This window comes from Bradyrhizobium sp. USDA 4454, assembly GCF_054822705.1.
In genome coordinates this window covers 4,907,595-4,924,538 of sequence record NZ_JBTRCN010000001.1, presented here as the reverse complement: position 1 = coordinate 4,924,538, position 16,944 = coordinate 4,907,595, and the positions used below count along the sequence as shown (strand labels likewise).

The window sequence follows — 16,944 nt, the reverse complement described above, 5'->3', positions numbered from 1 at the left end:
AACCAGCCTGGCCTCTGGATTCGGATCTACGCCGTCAAGGCGCGCTGAGGACGCTGGACTCGGTCGGAGGGATCAGAATGCATTGCGGGCAAGGGATGCCGTCCCAGTATCATGTCTGCGGCTTTCTCTGCGATCATGAAGACGGCCGCGGACGTGTTGGCGGAGGGAACGGTAGGCATGATCGAAGCATCGGCTATCCGCAGGTTCTCCAAACCGCGGACACGCAATTGATCATCAACGACCGACGCCGGGTTGTCCTGTGGGCCCATTTGGCACGTCCCGCACGGATGATATGACGTCAGTCCGGCCTCCCGCGCAAACTCCAGGCACTCGGAGTCGCTCGAGACCGAAGGGCCGGGCAATTCCTCTCCGGAGTAGTAAGGCTGAAGCTCGGGGGCGGCGAGCAGCCGCCGCATCATCCTGATGCCGTCAACGGCAACGCGCTGGTCCCTTTCGTCCACGAGAAAGTTGGGTTGAATGATCGGGGCACGGAATGGATCTGGCGAGCTCGCGCGGACGAACCCGGTGCTGTACGGCCGCAGCTGATAGAACCCGGGCTTGAGGACGGGAAAGCGCTCCCGGAGATTGGAATAATTCCCGATGGCAACGTCTATTTGAACGTCCGGAGTGGAGCAGAGATCCCGCGAATTGGCGAAGCCGTACACGAGGGACGGGCTGAGGGCGAGAATGCTCGGACGGCCGAGGACCCATTTGGTGCCTTCCCGAAGTAGGCTCAAGCCGTGCCCGCTAACTGTCTTGCCCTTCACCCGAACGATGAAATGGATCATGTAGTGGTCTTGCAGGTTCTGGCCGACGCCAGGCAGCTCATGCAGGAGCGGAACCCCCAGATCGGCGAGCAATGCCGGTGAACCGACGCCTGAAACCTGCAGCAGCTTCGGGGTGTTCGCAGCTCCCGCGGTGAGGATCACTTCGCGACGTGCTTTCACTTCGCGGGCGGGACGGCCAGGTCCTTGCGCGTACCGAACGCCAACCGCTCGTTTTCCCTCGAACAGCACCGCGGTGGCCTGGGCTCTGGTCCGGATCTCCAGGTTCTTCTTCCCGGCGACGGGTCGCAGAAACGCCCGCGCTGCGCTGACGCGCCAGCCATTCTCGATGTAGCGCTGATAATATCCGAAACCCGCCTGCCGTGCGCCGTTGTAGTCGGAATTGTGCGGGAGTCCGAGGTTGTGCGCAGCCTCAATGAATGAATCGCAAAGCGGGTGTTTCCAGTCGCAGTCGGTGATGGGCAGCGCTCCGTCGATACCTCGGTACGTGGTGTCGCATGTCCCGATTCTTCGTTCAGTTTTCTTGAAGTAGGGCAGCACGTCGGCGTAGCCCCAGCCGCGGTTGCCGCGTCGGGCCCAACCATCGAAATCGTCGGAATGGCCCCGGTTGTAGTTCATTCCGTTGATGGCGGTCGAGCCACCGAGCGTTTTGCCTTGCGGGATCGGTATGGCGCGGTTTGCCGTTGCCGGGTTCGGCTCCGTTTCGTACTGCCATGCGTATTTCGGGATGGATGCGGCCTTATAGACCCCGGCGGGGACACGCAGGAACACGCTGTAGTCCGGCGGGCCCGCCTCGAGCAGGCACACAGTGCAGGCTTCGGTAGCCGCGAGCCGATTGGCTACTACGCATCCTGCGGCCCCGGCACCGACGATGACATAGTCGAAAACCTCTGCGTCCGCCGACATTGCTTCTACCCCACGGGTGCCACTGCATGGTGGATGTTAGCGGACAGGTCTTTGCGCCACTTGGTTCATCGGTGTTACCCCTTCGGGGAGCTTTTTGAGATCGTCATTCGCAGGCCTGCTTCGGAGCAGGCGCGGCTCACCATGACAGGGGGGGGTCAGGCAGGCGGCGACGCTTCGCGTGCACTGGCCGGCAGGGGCGAGCCGGTTCCCGGTGCCTCGCGTTCATCCGAACCCAGCAGGTAGCGGTAGATCATCGTCGTGCCGATGCCGAAGCCGATCAGGCACCAGAACCAGATTCCCTGCATCGGCGCCTCGAGTGCGACGTCGAACGACGCGTTGATGATGCAGGACGAGGCGTAACAGGCGATGAACAGCATCAGCGTGGCCCATTCGGTGTGCCCGCGGCTGTAGGCCAGCACCATGGCGCGAAGCAGCGTGCCATACCAAACGGCGAGAAAAGCTACCCACAGCACAAGCCCCGGCACCCCCGCGCGCGCCAGGATCGTCATATGGGCGCTGTGCGGGCTACGCAGGGGGCGCTCGCTGTTAGCCCTCGCGAGCCCGTCCTCGACAGCCAGGTTGACCCCAAATCCGCGGCCGGTCCAGAAATACGGTCCATGCACCGTCTTCTCGACGATGGTCCGCCACCAATTCGCGCGCCACTGCGTGGTGTCCTCGGTCTGGGCGCCTCCCTGGCCGACGATGCTGGCCATATTCTCGACGATCTGCGCAACGCTGACCCGCCGTTCGGTCGAGACGCGGGCTTCCTGGTAGCCGGAGACACTGATCTCGATCGCGTAGGAAGTGGCAAGCAGCATAGCGCCGGCCGCGGCGATGATGAGCACTGAACGCAGTTTGCCGAGCGCCAGCGCCGCCAGAACGACAGGCACGGCAAATGCAAGAACGGCAGCACGGCTAACGGCGCTGACCATAACCACGGCCATGATGAGACAGGCCGTCCAGATCGGAGTTGGCTTGCGCAAGCCTGCGAGGACGAACACGGTGGCGCCTGCAAGGTGTGTCGCGACCTCACCGGCGCCGAGCCAGATTAGGCCGACGCTGGTGCCGGGTATCGTCGGTATATCGTCTGCAAAATAGAAGCTGAGTGGAAACAGGATGGGGACGAGGGGAACGTAGATATCCAGGAATTTCTGATAGTAACCAATGATCCTATCGATCCGCCGATAGTCTTCGATCAGAAGGGCGGCAACGACGAAGGCGAAGCCCCCATACACGAGGATCACGCTGTCGCGCAATGCGTCGAAACCGTAGGTGTCAAGATAAGGAAAGGTGCGCAACAGGACCCAGCCCATGGCCACCGCGAGAGGGAGGCTCGGTCCGGATGCGAATACGGCCACCAGGCAACCCGACCGCAACAGCACCAACAGCCCAACGACGAAGGCGATCTCGCCGACGAAAAACGGCCGATAGCCCCAATAGGCAAAACCCTTTCCCATCAGCGCATATCCTGCCAGGGCGCAGCAGAGCGCGAGGGTGTAGCGGTCGCCCAGGCTGGCAGAACGTGAAAGTGGGAGCGAGGTGGTCATGATCAGTCAGGCATTCATCCCCTTGCTTACGGCCTGTAGGCGACCATACGCAGACCTCCGTCGATCGCCAGCTTTTGCATGCCGACGTGCAGAAGCGCACGCAACGGGGACGCCTCGGGATACCGGACATGCCAGCGCTGGCGCTGGACGCGGTCGAATCCATTCTTCTTCAGGAGCCTGGCGAGCGCCGCGGGAGTGAAGAAAACGATGTGGCCCGGCCTTGCTGCTTCGCGCCAACGCTGACCCATCAGCCGTGCTGGGAAGCCGGCTGCATTGGGAGTGGTGATCAGGAGCCAGCCGCCCGGCGACAGGCGCTCGTGCAAGCCCGCCAGCACGCGGCCGGGGTCACGAAGGTGCTCAATGACCTCGAGGGACACGATCCCGTCGAAGCTCGATCCTTCCGGGAGGTCCGCAAGATCCCGGTAGACTGCAATGCCACGTTCGGCAAGGAACTGATACCCGAACGGTTCGATAGCGGTGAGCTTGGCGCCGCGCTTCATCAATTCGAAAGTCATTGCGCCGCGGCCAGCACCGAAATCCAGGATGCGCATGCCGGAAAGGCCACGTACGCCCAGCGTATCTGTCAGTGAATCCACAAGACATCGGGCGACAGCTTCATCCGTAGCGCCGGTTTCGACGGTGTTCTGCTCAGGTTCCTTCCATCCTTCGCGGTAATAGTCCGCGAGCTCCGACTCGTCCGGATAAGGATCACGGAAGATCGTGCCGCATTCACGGCAGCGCAGGAAGCGGGGCGCCTGCCAGTGCACGCAAGCGTCTCCCTGGTGCCTGCATTGAGGACAGATCGGAATATTCATCTTGATGGTTTACCCTTCATATGCCCGTCGCGCCGCCGCTCTCTCCTACGCAACAACCGCCGCTGATGGCGTCAGCCGGGATCAGCAGGAAATTGGACTTTGTTCCAGCCAGAACTGGTTCTCGCATGCCTTGCAGATCGCCCGCGCAAACCCGGCGGAGCGGTATCGGTTTGCGGAAATTGTCGATATCCGACCGTGGCTGGTGAAGGTTCGATACATCGTCGCACAGGCTCGCGTTGGTGCTCGCGTGGTCTTGTTGTCGGCCCGACAGCCCGAGACTAGTGGTTGCGTACGCCCCTGTTGCCGAGAAACACGGGCTATCGGAATTCCTTTCGGAAGTACTTCGCTGGGGGTACCAGCTTCGTCGGGCCACGCTTAGTGCCCGGAACCCGATTCGCCGAACACCCGCCAGAATAGAAGACGTCGGCGTCCCGCCGCGCGCCGGAAGCGGCCGTCATCGTCCGCGCCACCAGCCGATGCTCAGATCCCACAGCACAGACCGCAGCGGAGAAGCGCCAAGCGACCAAAGGGGCGCCGATCCGAGGATCATTCGTCCGGTCGTGGTACTCGTGTCGATCGGCGTGCCGAGGATGCGAAGGCCGACGCCCTTGCGGCCCAGCCGCTCGATGAGCGCCAGCACTCCGCGGGTCGAGTGCGCCACGCGATAGGGCTTCGTGATCGCTATCACGTCCCCTTTCCGGGTGACCTCGATCGCGCGCTCCAGCTCCGGCATCTTTCCGAAGACGCTGGCCTTCTCGCAAAAGTGCTCTTGCGCCCCGAGCGCGGCCAGGTCGCGCTTCTGGGCATCAAGTCGCGCGATGGGCTCGAGTGGACCAACGCGACAATAGCTCACGATCACGGCCTTCCTCCTAGCTTTCACCTGGCTCAAGCAGGTTGAAACGCGCCGCTTTGGACGGTGGTCCATGGCGGTCTCGCGGCAACCATCGTGAGCGGGTCTTCCGTCCACCGCGCTGAACGCCGCCTCGGCTCCAAAGCCGGTTCAAGTGCGCAGGCTGGACGACTAACGGGCTCCCTTTGCACCCAGCACGGCGGGCAGCGTTTGCAGCATGATGTACACGTCCAGCCAGAATGACGAATTGCTGATGTAGGAAAGATCCTGTTCTCTCAGAACCTGCAGATCGCCGTCGCTCCGGGACGAGACCTGCCACAGTCCGGTGAGGCCCGGCAGAACGCTGGTGCGCAGTGACTGGAATTCCTCATCGAGCTGTTCGATATGGTAAGCGGGGAGGGGGCGCGGGCCGACCAGACTCATGTCGCCACGGATGACATTCCAGAGCTGCGGCAGTTCATCGATGCTGGAACGGCGCAGGAAATTGCCGATAACAGGCAGAATGCGTGGGTCGTTCCGCAGTTTGAAGAATTGTTGCCACTCGGCGCGCGCATGCGGGTTACGATTGAGATGCTCCTCCAGCAGACGGCCGCTATCGGCATACATGGTCCGCAACTTGTACATCTTCACCAGCTTTCCGCGGAATCCAACGCGCTGCTGGGCAAAGAAAGCCGAACCCGGATCGATTAGCTTGATCAATATCGCGGCCAGCGCCACGACGGGCAGCGCCAGCAGCGCCAGCGGAACAGCGAGTACGAGATCCAGCATTCGTTTGAGGAGCCGGTTCTGCCGGGAGTATCGTGCGAGGTCGCGGTATTGATTGACCGGAGCGATCAGGGCGGTTGAGCCATCCCACAAGTCGAAATTAATCAGCAGAGTTCGCAGCGCGGCCTCTACATAATGGCCGATCAAGAGGAGACAAGCCGCATAGGCGATCTCGACGAAGATCACATGGACGATGTTTCCGCCGTCGCCCTGCGCCATCGTGACGATGGTCCACGTCGCCACGACAATGCCAACGCCTCGGGTGCGTTGCCGGAAACGCTGATAGGGCTCCGGACCTGGACTGCTGTAGAGTCCGGCTGCGAAGAACGCGAAAACGGCAAGGAGCACCGCGACCCCAAGATGCTCCGGTGCCGGCAATCCGACCGCTTGGGCCAGCAAGCTGGTACAGCAGCCGGCGTACAATGCAGCGGCGAGATCGCCACTGAACAGCAGGGGCGCCACGATCGACTTGCAATGCCGACGGACCAATCCAAAGCCAGGTTGGCGGCCAGAGGGCAGGTTCGCGTGGCTCGCCTGGCGCAGGTTCAGCCCCTGGTCGGTCATGGTACTGGCTTCCGTTCGATCCAATGGAAGATGTCGTCCGGCGGCGAAGTCGGAGGACGTCTACTGCTATGCGGCTGCGATGTTGGAGAGATCGGGTTTGCCAAGAACTCGCCCTTCGATCCAGCGGTAGGTGGGAACGAGACCCTGCCGCAACGTCGTTCCGGGTTCCCAGCCGAGGACCGTCCTTAACCGCGAGTTGTCGCTGTTGCGGCCGCGCACGCCCTGCGGCTTCGATATGTCGTGACGCTTGATCACGGACTTGCCGGCGATGGCGGCAATGATGTCGACCAGTTCGTCGACCGTCACCAATTCGTCCGTGCCGAGGTTCAGCGGCAGGGAATAGTCCGACTGCATGATGCGATAAATGCCTTCGACGCAATCGTCGATGTACATGAACGAGCGTGTCTGCTTGCCGTCGCCCCAGATCGGCATTTCGTCTCCGCTGCGGAGACCAGCGATCTTGCGCGAAAGAGCTGCGGGCGCCTTTTCGCGGCCGCCGTCATAGGTGCCGAGCGGGCCGTAGACGTTGTGGAAGCGGACGACGCGCGTGGGCAGGTGCCAGTCCTCGGTGAAGTACTGGCAGAGCTTTTCGGTATAGAGCTTTTCGAGCCCGTATCCTTCTTCCGGATCGGCGGGAAACGCATCGTCCTCGCGCAGCGGGACGACGTCGGGATTGCGCTGCAGATGTTGCGGGTAGACGCAGGCCGACGAGGAAAACAGGAAGCGCTTGACCTTGTTGCGCTGTGCAGCCTGCAGCATGTGCGCATCGATCAGGGTGTTGTTGAGCGTGATCTCGGCGTGTTGCGTGCTGATATAGCCGATGCCGCCCATGTCGGCGGCAAGATGATAGACCTCGTCGATATTCTCGGTGACGCGCAGGCACTCCGCACGCTCACGCAAGTCGGCAATCATGAACTCGTCGGCGGCGGTCTCTTCGTATTCTGGAGACTTGATGTCGGCGCCGCGGACGAAGTATCCGTGCCCGACAAGGTACTTGACCAAATGGTGGCCGATGAACCCACCGGCACCCGTGACGAGCGCCGTTTTCCTGCCTCGCATTTTCGCGCCTCCATGTTGTCTCGGTAGCTGTCTGAACTGCACCAATCGCGGAAGGACTGAGCAACGTCGAACGCAAGCTTAACCGGAGCGTTTCAAAGTCCCGATTGAAACGAGGTGGTAGTCCGAAATCGCAGTAACCATGGACTGTCGATGTGCGCGGCTTGCGAGCATCGTGACCTGGTCATGTCAATGGACGAGGAGACTGCCGTGCTGTTCGAGCCCGGCGTGTTGCAGTCGGTCCCAATCGAGGACGGCACGCCCCCCACGCGAATCTGACCGGCGCGCCTCCACGGGAGATGCGATAGACGTTGTGATCGAACTGGTTGTTGCCGGTCTCGATGACGTCGGCGTTTGCGCTGTCAGCTCCGACGTCGGAGGCGGCGCCGGCACAAACTGCACCCTCGAACGTCATGTCGTTGTCGTGGATGTGATTGTCGCGGGTCTTGTAGAGCTCACCCGATTTGGTGCGGCGGCCCTGGTCGACAAGGATGATGCCGCACTTTCCTGCGCTTACGATCAGCTCGTTGCCATACACGTCGACGTTCTGCGATGCGGCAATCAGGAGGTTGTTGCCCCAGAACCCGCCCTTGCCGAGGCCGTTGTGCCGAAGCTTGTTGTTGCGGATCACCGCAGCGAACGAGATCTCGTGAAATATGCCGGCTTCGCTGTTTCCTTCGGCGATATTGCCTTCGTAGAGAACGTCGCGGCATTCGATGTCGCACCACAGGCCTGGGCCGCGATTGTTGTAGACGACATTGTCGCGCATGACGACGTTCGAGCTGACCGCAAGCTTGACGCCCCCGGCTTCCCAGTTGGGATTGAACTCGCGGGTGTTATTCTCGAATACGCGATTGCGTTCGATCACGACGTCGTGGCCGACTCCCGTGATCCCGATCTGGCCGTTGTGGTGGACGTCACAGTCGCGGATCCGGGTGCCGGAGCCCACCGCGATCCCTCCCGCGCTGTTCAGCCGAAGTTCGCAATTCTCGACCACCCAGCCGTTGGCATCCTGGGCCTGGACGGCCCCCTTCTGGCCGACACTGGCATATTTCTCGATGATGAGATTCTTGATCAAGACGCCGGGTGCGGTGCTGTCGAACGCGAACGCCGCAACGGTGACCTCGACCTTATGGCCCGAAGGATCGTTGGCGAGGAATATCCTTCCAGTTGAATGATCGAAGTAAAAGCGGCCGGAAGTCACGTCGTTCTTCGTCAACACCTGAGTGAGCGGAACGTCGTCGACGAAGACGGCCTCCGGCAAATTGCAGGCCGGCGCCGACTTGATACATGATCCAACCCGGCGTCCCTGCTGGTTCTGGCCACCGGCAACCCAGTAAGTGCCTTCCCGGCTGAAGTCGGTGAGCACGCGGCTGCCGTTCAGGATTGTCCGGCCCTCTCCATAAAAGCGCTGGTCTTTGCGTGGCCGGACAGCCTGGCTGCGATGAATGCCGCTCTTCAGACAGAAGGCCGCGCCCACCTGGGCACGATCGACGGCGGCCTGGATCGGCTCGTCCGGCTGAATCGGAATGGCATCGGCGGGGCAGGGCTGCTCGACCGGGCCACACAGCGCCGGCTGGGCCGAGACAACCCAGATCAGCGCCGCGAGCCAGGCTGCGTGCCTCAGCGTGCGCCGGCTTGCGAGAGCTCGCGATAGGTGGGTGCGTAGGACGCTCGGAGCTGGCGCGGGCGGGACGATCAGGCAGCCGGACCGAAGCAGGGCAAGTAACCCCGCGATCAGGGTGAATTCGCCGACGAGGACCGGTCGGTAAGAAAAATACGCCAAGCCTGTTCCGAGCAGCGCATAACCTACGAGAACGCAACCTGGCAGGAGGACGTAGCAGTCCGGAGATACGGAGCGCGCGGTCGAGGCGGGTGTTGTCATGGCTCCTGAAGGGCCCAGGCTCAATTCACGGGCGGCAGTTCGATGGCAGCGCGACCTGGCTATCTCGCAATCGGGTTGGTGAAGTCCTGGCCGCTGGCTTGTTCAGTCCCGGACGATCGCGGTCCGAGCGATTGCGCGGTGGCCTGCTCGCCCGACGTGATGCCGCCTGGCATCTCGTTCCTGACCTCGATGACGTCGCCGGGCTCAACGGACGTCGTCTCGTCGGCATCCGAGACGACGGCCTTGCCGTTGCGCATGCGCGTGATGCTGATCAAATGCTTGGCGCCGGCGCCGCCGCCGACGTTCCGCCATCGGGCGTCGCGAACCGCGGTGGCCGCGGGCAGCGTGATCTCGAGGTCGTTGAGCTGATCGCGCGTCTGCTGCAGATCTATCGCGACCTGGCGCTTGAATGCCGCGTCAACCTCCTTGATCCTGAAGTCCACGTTTCCCGCATCGACCTGCAGCCGGGACACGTCCGAGAGCGATCGCCAGACCGCCGCTTCCTGGTTTGCCTCGAGGACGCGGTAATTGAAGTCGTTGTTCTGTGTCCCCAATCCTTGCCGGAGAAGGTTGGCATATCGATCGATCTGTTGGCGGATCAGGTCGAGCTGCTTCTTCCCGGCACTGCCCTGTTCGCTGTTGGCCTCGATCTGCTCCTTCAGCAGCGGTTTTTGTGACCGAAGCAGGTCGATCTGGCCTTGCAGAATCGCAGTCTGGACCCGGAACATGTCCTGCTCGCTTGCGATGATCCGGAGCGTTTCTTTGTCGTTGGCCGCGTTGCCGAGATCTGGCGGGGAGAAGCTGTCCTTGCCGTCGCGCTGCGCCTCGAGACGAGCCTGGCGAATGAGCATGGTGCGCTTCTGGTTGGTGAGCTGGCGGACACGTTCGTCTGCCAGCAGATAGTCGGAGAGTGCGGTCTGGCGAAGTGCGTCGACGGGGCCATATCCTCCAGCAAGCGCCACGGCACTCTGCGTCGTGCTGCCGTAGCGGAACGGATAGGCGCCCGGCAGCCGCACGTCGCCCAGCACATAAAGGGGCCGCAGTTCGGCGATGCGCACGCCGACGGATCGGGTCCGGAGAAGTCCTTCGGCAAGCAGTTGGTCGTTGATCCGCTCCTGGCATTCGAACACGGTCAGGTCCTTGACCTCGATGGCCGCGGCAAGGGGAAGGCTGATGGTGCCGGCATCATCGATCAGGTGGTCGCCCGAGAGTTCGGGCTGCCCGAACACGGTCACCGTGATGCGGTCTCCCGGCGCAAGATGGTAAGTTGTCTGGCCTGCCGGCGCTATGCCGGAGCACAACAAGACGGAAAGGCACGCCGCCGACAACGATGTCAGGAAGCGTCGGATCGGCGTCGACGCGCCGGTGCCGAAAGCAATCGGTCGGTGATCACTGTCCACGAAGAACTCCACGCGTGGCCGGCCGAATGCGCGCAGACGCGTCATTGCCGGCGGCGTCAAGACTAGTGGTTGTGTGGGCCAAGTGCGGAAAAACACGGGCTAATAAGGCGCGCGTCGGCGGTACTTCGCTGGTGGTACCCCTCGATTCGCGCCGGATAGCTCCTATTCGTTGCGGCTTATCCATGAGCGCGACTGTCGGCTGTCCCTTGGCTCACGCAAGATCAGAAACGCCGGAGACTGTCCGGCGAACATGCAAAACGGCGGAGAGCCAGCGTGAAAAGACGTGTTCTGGTCACCGGGGGAGCAGGATTCCTCGGCTCACATCTGTGTGCACGACTGCTGAAGCAGGAATGCGAGGTGCTTTGCGTCGACAATTTCTTCACCGGGATGCGTCGGAACATCGAACCGCTTCTCGGCGAGCCTGCATTCGAGGTCATGCGGCACGACGTCACGTTCCCGCTCTATGTCGAGGTCGACGAAATCTACAACCTCGCATGCCCGGCATCGCCGATTCACTACCAGCGCGATCCGATCCAGACCACGAAGACGAGCGTGCTCGGCGCCATCAATATGCTGGGCCTCGCCAAGCGGCTGCATGCCCGCATCCTTCAGGCGTCGACCAGCGAGGTATATGGTGATCCGGACGTCCATCCGCAGACCGAGGATTACTGCGGCATCGTCAACATCGCCGGACCGCGCGCCTGTTACGACGAGGCAAAGCGCTGCACGGAGACGCTGTTCTACGATTACCGGCGGCAACATCGGCTGGATATTCGCGTCGCCCGCATCTTCAACACCTACGGCCCGAACATGCATCCGCAGGACGGCCGCGTCGTGTCCAGCTTCATCGTGCAGGCGCTCAGGGGCGAACCGATCACGGTTTTCGGTACGGGAATGCAGACACGATCGTTCTGCTACGTCGACGATCTGATCGATGGCCTGACGCGGTTGATGAACGCGACAGTGGACATCGAGGGATCGGTCAATCTCGGCAATCCGACCGAGATGACCATGTGCCAACTCGCCGAGCTCATCATCTCGCTGACGGGGTCGCGCTCCAAACTCGAGTTCCGGCCGTTGCCGCAGGACGATCCGCGCCAGCGCCGGCCCGACATTTCCCGTGCGCGTGAGCTGCTGCACTGGGCGCCGGTCGTGAGCGTGGTCGAAGGACTGAGCAAGACCATCGAATACTTCGACAAACTGCTGTCCGATCCGCGCGAGGCCGACAAGCTCGTGTGGAAGGTGCCCCAGTGATCGCCAGGGCCAACCCAGCGCTTGATCGTGGCGACGTGCTCGGTGTCGGCGTGAGCGCCATTACCATGGACGACGCGGTTGCGACGCTCGAGCGCTGGATCGAGGAGCGCCGCCGCGAATATGTCTGCGTCACGGGCGTGCACGGCGTGATGGAATGTCGAAGCGATCCGTCGCTCCGCAAGATCCACGATGAGGCCGGCATGGTGACCCCGGACGGGATGCCGCTTGTGTATTTCCTGCGCCTGGCCGGCAAGAAGCGCACGCAACGGGTCTATGGACCGGACTTGATGCGCGCGATGACGGCGCTTTCCGCGAGGCGGGGTTATCGGCAATTCTACTATGGCGGAGATGTCGGCCTCGCCGAGAAGCTGCAGGAAACCCTGGTTCACACCGCTCCGGGATTGCAGGTGGTAGGCACCTTCTCGCCGCCGTTTCGCGCACTGACACCGGACGAAGACCGCGCGATTGTCGACATGATCAACGCCGCGCGTCCGGACATCGTCTGGGTCGGCCTGAGCACGCCGAAGCAGGAGCGGTGGATGGCGGCGCATCGCGAACAGATCGAGGCGCCGGTAATGGTCGGCGTCGGCGCGGCATTCGATTTCCTCGCGGGCACCAAGCGTCAGGCGCCGCTGTGGATGCAGCGTCATAGCCTCGAATGGCTGTTCCGGCTGTGCTCGGAGCCGCGGCGTCTGTGGCGACGCTATGCCTACATCGTCCCGGGATTCTCCTGCCTTGCGGCGGGTGAGTTGTTGCGACGCGCCATGCGAAGTCGAAAGTCGACCGGCGCGATGCCGTCGCGTGAGGCCGGGTGAGTCGAAGGTCGGGATGCGGAAAATTGGAATGAAAAGCCATTCCGTGGCGCTTGGTGTGGACCGCAACGCGCTGCCGCATCCGAAGCACCACGCTGTGCGAGAACCCGCCAGCCGGAGCGCCACAGCGTGGGCTGCGATCACGCGCATCATCTTTGGAACGCATGTCTTGGCGTTGGCGGACCAGGCGATCGTGAGTGGCACCAGCCTGTTGTCGACGGTGCTGGTTGGTCGTTTCACCCAGCCCAGCCAACTCGGCATCTACGCCATCGGGCTGTCGGTGGTGGGATTTGTGCTCGCGGTCCAGGACGCCCTTGTCCTGATGCCTTATACGATTCAGCGGCACCGCTCGTCGCGAACTCCCGCGCAGCATGCCGGGCTCGCGCTGCTGCACAGCACATGGTTGGCGGTGGCCGCCATCGTCGTGCTGGCGATCGTGACCATCGTGATGACCGTGCTATGGGGCGGGAGGGATTTGACCTGGCTGGTCTGTACGCTGGTGCTGACCGTTCCGTTCGTATTGCAGCGGGAGTTCAATCGGACTTATGCATTCGCACATTTGAATGTGGCGAATGCCTTCATCCTGGACGCCGGCGTGGCGGCGGTGCAACTGCCTGCGCTGGCCTGGCTGGGATGGACCGGCAGAATGTCCGCCGTCAGTGCCTCCGTCGCACTGGGGGGCGCCTGCGCGTTGACAAGCCTCGTCTGGCTCTATTTGGCACGACGGAAGTTCTCGATTCCGACGGGCCAGGTGCGGCGGGCGACTGCGGACAGCTGGCGACTCGGCAAATGGCTGTGCGCCGGACAGATGACGGTCACGATCCAGAGCTATGTCACTTACTGGGTGCTGCCGCTCTTGATCAGCCTGGGGGAAACCGGCGTTTTCGCGGCTTGCAACAGTATTGCGTCTCTGGCCAACCCATTGTTGAGCGCGTTCCGCAATACGCTGACGCCGCGCTCGGTCCTTGCTTTCAAGGAGGGGGGAGTCGAGAGATTGCGCCGTCAGGCGTCGCGTGATGCGCTTCTGCTTGTCGGTGTCATGTCACTTTTCTGGCTCGTGATTTTCTTCGGCGGCGACACCTTGATGAGCGTGGTCTACCACGATCCCGGATACGACGGGCGGGGTGACGTCGTGACGATCCTCGCGCTGGCAGTGCTTGCGACTGCCGCCGGGGCGTCGGCCTCCAACGCAATGGCAAGCATGGAACGGCCGCGAGCGGTCGTGCTGGCGACGTCGGTCGGAGCGTTCGTCACGGCGGCAGCCGTCTGGGCATTTACCGTCGAATGGGGATTGCTCGGAGCAGCTTACGGGATATTGGCCGGCAGCATTGCGGGCTCGTCGGCCCGCTGGATCGCATTCCTGACGATCGCGGCCAGGCCCGGTCCTGAAGATCACGTCCGGGCTCCGATCGTGCGGGTTTTGCAACAATTCGCGCAACCGAATCCGGCGCTCGAACTGGACATCAGGCAAATCGGAGAAGGATTCCAGGGCCGGATCTACGGCATCCGTACTGGCAGGGACGATGTGGTCTGGCGAGGATATCGCGATCTGGCCGTCAAGCTCTATCCCGATGAGCCGTCCGCGATCGAGACGGCAAAGCGGCAGTTCGATGCCCAGGTGCGGCTGCACGATTCGGTCGACGGCAAGACGGTTCATGACTGGACGTTACGCGCGCCATTGCCACTTCACGTCTCCGAAGCGCCGCCGGCCCTGGTGATGACGCTGGCTGCCGGCACCGACCTCAATAAGTCCCTTGCTGCCCATAGCGATCAGCCTCCCGAAGTGCTGGCGGCCATGGCCCGGGTCCTTGTCACCGTGCTGCAGCCGCACTGGGCGTCGGGCAGTCCGCACGGTGATCTCTGCCTTCAGAACATCCTTTACGATCCTGCGCATCGCATTCTCACGCTGGTCGACGCCGACAAGCCGGCATGTGCCGGCGCCGTATTCAACCAAAGTCACCCGGCGGCCTACGACCTGGCCGGCCTGCTTTGCGATGTGGCGACTGATATTCGCACCATCGATCGGCGCGTGGCCCTCAGCAAGCGGACGTTTGTGGAAAGCGCCTTGTCGACCTTCCTGACAACGATGGACGCGCCGGAGCAGGAGCCGGCGCTGATCGCGGAAATCCGCGCCTTCGCATGCGCCGAGCTCAAATTGCTCGACCTGCGATGGTCGCCGCGCGGGCTTTTCCGCCTGATACAGCGAAGCATCGCGATGCCCCGCATCGATCGGATGCTCGCCGCCGCACAGGCGAACGTCCGGACGCGTCATCGTCTGCGTGTGGTGGGAGGCGGGTCATGACGTTGCCGGCCTACATCACGACCAGTTGGGATGATGGCCACCCCCTGGATCTTCGCGTGGCGGCATTGCTCTCGAAATATGGACTGGAGGGCACCTTCTACGTGCCGGCGACCACCAGCGAACGACCGACCATGTCCGCCACGCAGCTGCGCGCGCTGAGCAAGAGTTTCGAGATTGGCGCACACACGCTCCATCATGTCGATTTGACGTCCGTGACGACAGAAACGGCCTCGCGCGAGATCGCCGATTCCAAGTCCTGGATCGAAGACAGCACCGGTGTTCGTTGCGAGTGCTTCTGCCCGCCAATCGGCCGCTTCCGCAGCGAGCATGTGCGCATGATTCAGCGCGCGGGATATGTCGGCCTGCGCACCGTCGAGCTCCTCGCGCTCGGCTTTCCGCGTCCGTCGGCTGGCCTGTTGCACGTACCGACGACGGTCCAGGCGTTTCCGCACCGCGGTTCCGCGCTGGCGAGGAATGCGATCAAGCGGAAGGCCTTCGGCAATCTCTGGCGCTACATCCGCCACGGCCGCACGGCAGATTGGCCCGCGCTCGCGGAATCGCTGCTGTCTCAGGTCATTGCACGCGGCGGCGTCTTCCATCTCTGGGGACATTCCTGGGAGCTGGAGGAGTTCGACCAATGGCAGCGGCTGGAAACCGTGCTGCGCCTGATGGGGCAATGCATGCGGCAGGCGCCGGCGATCAGCAACGGACAGCTTTGCCGGCTGCCGATTCCGCCCGTCGCGACGTCCGGTGAGACGGTGCCCGCCGTGGAAGCCGCAGCTGCAGGAGGACGTCGATGAACATTCTCGTGGCGCACAACTTCTACAAGCTCGCCGGCGGCGAGGACCAATGCGTCGCGGCCGAGGTTGCGCTGCTCAGGGCGCACGGCCACGAGGTGACGCAGTATTGCCTCTCCAACGACGCGATCGACGACATGGGTCGTCTGAAGCTCGTGGGCCGCACGATCTGGAGCCGGCAGACCATTGTCGAGATGCGGCGATTGATCCGTTCGCATCGGCCGCAGGTCGTTCACTTCCACAACACGTTTCCCCTGATGTCTCCAGCCGCCTATTACGCCGCGCATGCCGAGGGTGTTCCCGTGGTGCAGACGCTGCACAATTTCCGTCTCGTGTGCGTCAATGCGCTGCTGTTCCGCGATGGCAAGCCTTGCGAGGATTGCCTCGGCAAGGCGACGCTGTGGCGTGGCGTTGCGCACAACTGCTACCGGCACAGCACAGCGGCGAGCGCGACCGTCGCGACGATGCTTGCGACGCATCGCTTGCTGGGGACCTGGCAGCACGCGGTGGATGCGTATGTCGCCCTCAGCGCATTCAGTCGCCGGAAGTTCATCGAAGGGGGGCTTCCCGCGGAGAAAATCGTGGTAAAGCCCAACTTCCTGTTTCCCGAGCCGCGCGTCGGCGTCGGCGATGGCGGCTACGCCGTCTATGTCGGCCGGCTTTCCGAGGAAAAAGGCATTCAAGCGCTTCTCGAGGCCTGGCGAGGACTCGACGTGCCGCTGAAGATCGTCGGCGACGGCCCGCTTGACGGGCTGGTCCGCGAGGCGGCCGCCCGTAATGCGGCGATCGAATGGTTGCACGGCGTGTCCCACGACGACGTCTACGAACTGGTCGGTGCCGCGGCGGCGTTGATCCTGCCGTCGCAATGTTACGAGGGGGCACTTCCTCGTGTCGTGATCGAGGCGTTCGCCAAGGGCACGCCCGTTATCGTTCCCCGACATGGCGCGATGGCCGACATCGTCGATGGGCGCAACGGCGTGTGCTTTGCAGCCGGCGACGCAGACGATCTCGCGGCATCTGTGCGCTCGCTCTGGTCCGAGGCATCAGCGCTGACCGAGATGCGCCGCGCTGCGCGAGAGACGTTTGAGCGGTACTTCACCGCCGAAGCCAACTATCACGCGCTGATGGCGGTCTATGCACGCGCGATCGATCAATACGCCCGGCACGATGTGTCCGAAATCGAAGCGGGGTCGGCGGCGTAATCTC

Annotated in this window: 13 protein-coding genes; 5 read left to right on the top strand and 8 right to left on the bottom strand. The window is 62.8% G+C overall.

All coding sequences use genetic code 11. The annotated features are described in order from the left end of the window. Positions 1 to 26 precede the first annotated feature (26 nt). The 8 genes from ACVIW0_RS23190 to ACVIW0_RS23155 all read right to left on the bottom strand — a co-directional run bounded on the left by ACVIW0_RS23190 (position 27) and on the right by ACVIW0_RS23155 (position 10,618). Positions 27 to 1,691, bottom strand: a complete 1,665-nt coding sequence (locus ACVIW0_RS23190; RefSeq protein WP_461354444.1) for a GMC family oxidoreductase — start codon at positions 1,689 to 1,691, stop codon at positions 27 to 29. A 155-nt stretch (positions 1,692 to 1,846) separates the two neighbouring features. Further along, positions 1,847 to 3,238 carry an O-antigen ligase family protein gene (locus ACVIW0_RS23185; RefSeq protein WP_461354443.1) on the bottom strand — a complete coding sequence of 464 codons (1,392 nt, stop codon included), beginning with the start codon at positions 3,236 to 3,238 and terminating at the stop codon, positions 1,847 to 1,849. Between the two features lie 26 nt (positions 3,239 to 3,264). Continuing rightward, positions 3,265 to 4,005, bottom strand: coding sequence for a class I SAM-dependent methyltransferase (locus tag ACVIW0_RS23180; RefSeq protein ID WP_461354442.1), 741 nt, complete (start codon positions 4,003 to 4,005; stop codon positions 3,265 to 3,267). A 502-nt stretch (positions 4,006 to 4,507) separates the two neighbouring features. Beyond that, positions 4,508 to 4,912 (bottom strand): recombinase family protein, encoded by a 405-nt coding sequence (locus ACVIW0_RS23175; protein WP_461354441.1) that lies wholly within the window; start codon positions 4,910 to 4,912, stop codon positions 4,508 to 4,510. A gap of 162 nt (positions 4,913 to 5,074) precedes the next feature. After that, positions 5,075 to 6,232, bottom strand: a complete 1,158-nt coding sequence (locus ACVIW0_RS23170) for a sugar transferase (RefSeq protein ID WP_461354440.1) — start codon at positions 6,230 to 6,232, stop codon at positions 5,075 to 5,077. 66 nt (positions 6,233 to 6,298) lie between these two features. After that, positions 6,299 to 7,291: an NAD-dependent epimerase/dehydratase family protein gene (locus ACVIW0_RS23165; protein WP_461354439.1), complete on the bottom strand. Its 993-nt coding sequence runs from the start codon at positions 7,289 to 7,291 to the stop codon at positions 6,299 to 6,301. A 181-nt stretch (positions 7,292 to 7,472) separates the two neighbouring features. Continuing rightward, positions 7,473 to 9,173 carry a right-handed parallel beta-helix repeat-containing protein gene (locus ACVIW0_RS23160; RefSeq protein WP_461354438.1) on the bottom strand — a complete coding sequence of 567 codons (1,701 nt, stop codon included), beginning with the start codon at positions 9,171 to 9,173 and terminating at the stop codon, positions 7,473 to 7,475. A 59-nt stretch (positions 9,174 to 9,232) separates the two neighbouring features. Continuing rightward, the gene (locus tag ACVIW0_RS23155; RefSeq protein WP_461354437.1) at positions 9,233 to 10,618 is read right to left on the bottom strand and encodes a polysaccharide biosynthesis/export family protein; all 1,386 of its coding nucleotides are present in this window, start codon (positions 10,616 to 10,618) and stop codon (positions 9,233 to 9,235) included. Positions 10,619 to 10,846: 228 nt separating this feature from the next. On the opposite strand from ACVIW0_RS23155, the gene ACVIW0_RS23150 reads away from it, so the two are divergent. From ACVIW0_RS23150 to ACVIW0_RS23130, 5 genes are all read left to right on the top strand, one after another. Beyond that, on the top strand, positions 10,847 to 11,827 hold the full coding sequence (locus ACVIW0_RS23150; protein WP_461354436.1) for a UDP-glucuronic acid decarboxylase family protein: 981 nt from the start codon (positions 10,847 to 10,849) through the stop codon (positions 11,825 to 11,827). Positions 11,828 to 11,892: 65 nt separating this feature from the next. Further along, the gene (locus ACVIW0_RS23145; RefSeq protein WP_461357402.1) at positions 11,893 to 12,642 is read left to right on the top strand and encodes a WecB/TagA/CpsF family glycosyltransferase; all 750 of its coding nucleotides are present in this window, start codon (positions 11,893 to 11,895) and stop codon (positions 12,640 to 12,642) included. A 28-nt stretch (positions 12,643 to 12,670) separates the two neighbouring features. Continuing rightward, the gene (locus ACVIW0_RS23140; RefSeq protein WP_461354435.1) at positions 12,671 to 14,941 is read left to right on the top strand and encodes a hypothetical protein; all 2,271 of its coding nucleotides are present in this window, start codon (positions 12,671 to 12,673) and stop codon (positions 14,939 to 14,941) included. Beyond that, positions 14,938 to 15,741, top strand: coding sequence for a polysaccharide deacetylase family protein (locus ACVIW0_RS23135; protein ID WP_461354434.1), 804 nt, complete (start codon positions 14,938 to 14,940; stop codon positions 15,739 to 15,741). Before ACVIW0_RS23140 ends, ACVIW0_RS23135 begins: the two co-directional genes overlap by 4 nt. Then, positions 15,738 to 16,940: a glycosyltransferase family 4 protein gene (locus tag ACVIW0_RS23130; protein WP_461354433.1), complete on the top strand. Its 1,203-nt coding sequence runs from the start codon at positions 15,738 to 15,740 to the stop codon at positions 16,938 to 16,940. Before ACVIW0_RS23135 ends, ACVIW0_RS23130 begins: the two co-directional genes overlap by 4 nt. Positions 16,941 to 16,944 lie beyond the last annotated feature (4 nt).

Bases quoted from the DNA above. Each gene is read 5' to 3' on its own strand.
- ACVIW0_RS23190 (WP_461354444.1), bottom strand. From the start codon at position 1,691: ATGTCGGCGGACGCAGAGGTTTTCGACTATGTCATCGTCGGTGCCGGG.
- ACVIW0_RS23185 (WP_461354443.1), bottom strand. From the start codon at position 3,238: ATGACCACCTCGCTCCCACTTTCACGTTCTGCCAGCCTGGGCGACCGC.
- ACVIW0_RS23170 (WP_461354440.1), bottom strand. From the start codon at position 6,232: ATGACCGACCAGGGGCTGAACCTGCGCCAGGCGAGCCACGCGAACCTG.
- ACVIW0_RS23165 (WP_461354439.1), bottom strand. From the start codon at position 7,291: ATGCGAGGCAGGAAAACGGCGCTCGTCACGGGTGCCGGTGGGTTCATC.
- ACVIW0_RS23160 (WP_461354438.1), bottom strand. From the start codon at position 9,173: ATGACAACACCCGCCTCGACCGCGCGCTCCGTATCTCCGGACTGCTAC.
- ACVIW0_RS23155 (WP_461354437.1), bottom strand. From the start codon at position 10,618: ATGACGCGTCTGCGCGCATTCGGCCGGCCACGCGTGGAGTTCTTCGTG.
- ACVIW0_RS23145 (WP_461357402.1), top strand. From the start codon at position 11,893: ATGGACGACGCGGTTGCGACGCTCGAGCGCTGGATCGAGGAGCGCCGC.
- ACVIW0_RS23140 (WP_461354435.1), top strand. From the start codon at position 12,671: ATGAAAAGCCATTCCGTGGCGCTTGGTGTGGACCGCAACGCGCTGCCG.
- ACVIW0_RS23135 (WP_461354434.1), top strand. From the start codon at position 14,938: ATGACGTTGCCGGCCTACATCACGACCAGTTGGGATGATGGCCACCCC.
- ACVIW0_RS23130 (WP_461354433.1), top strand. From the start codon at position 15,738: ATGAACATTCTCGTGGCGCACAACTTCTACAAGCTCGCCGGCGGCGAG.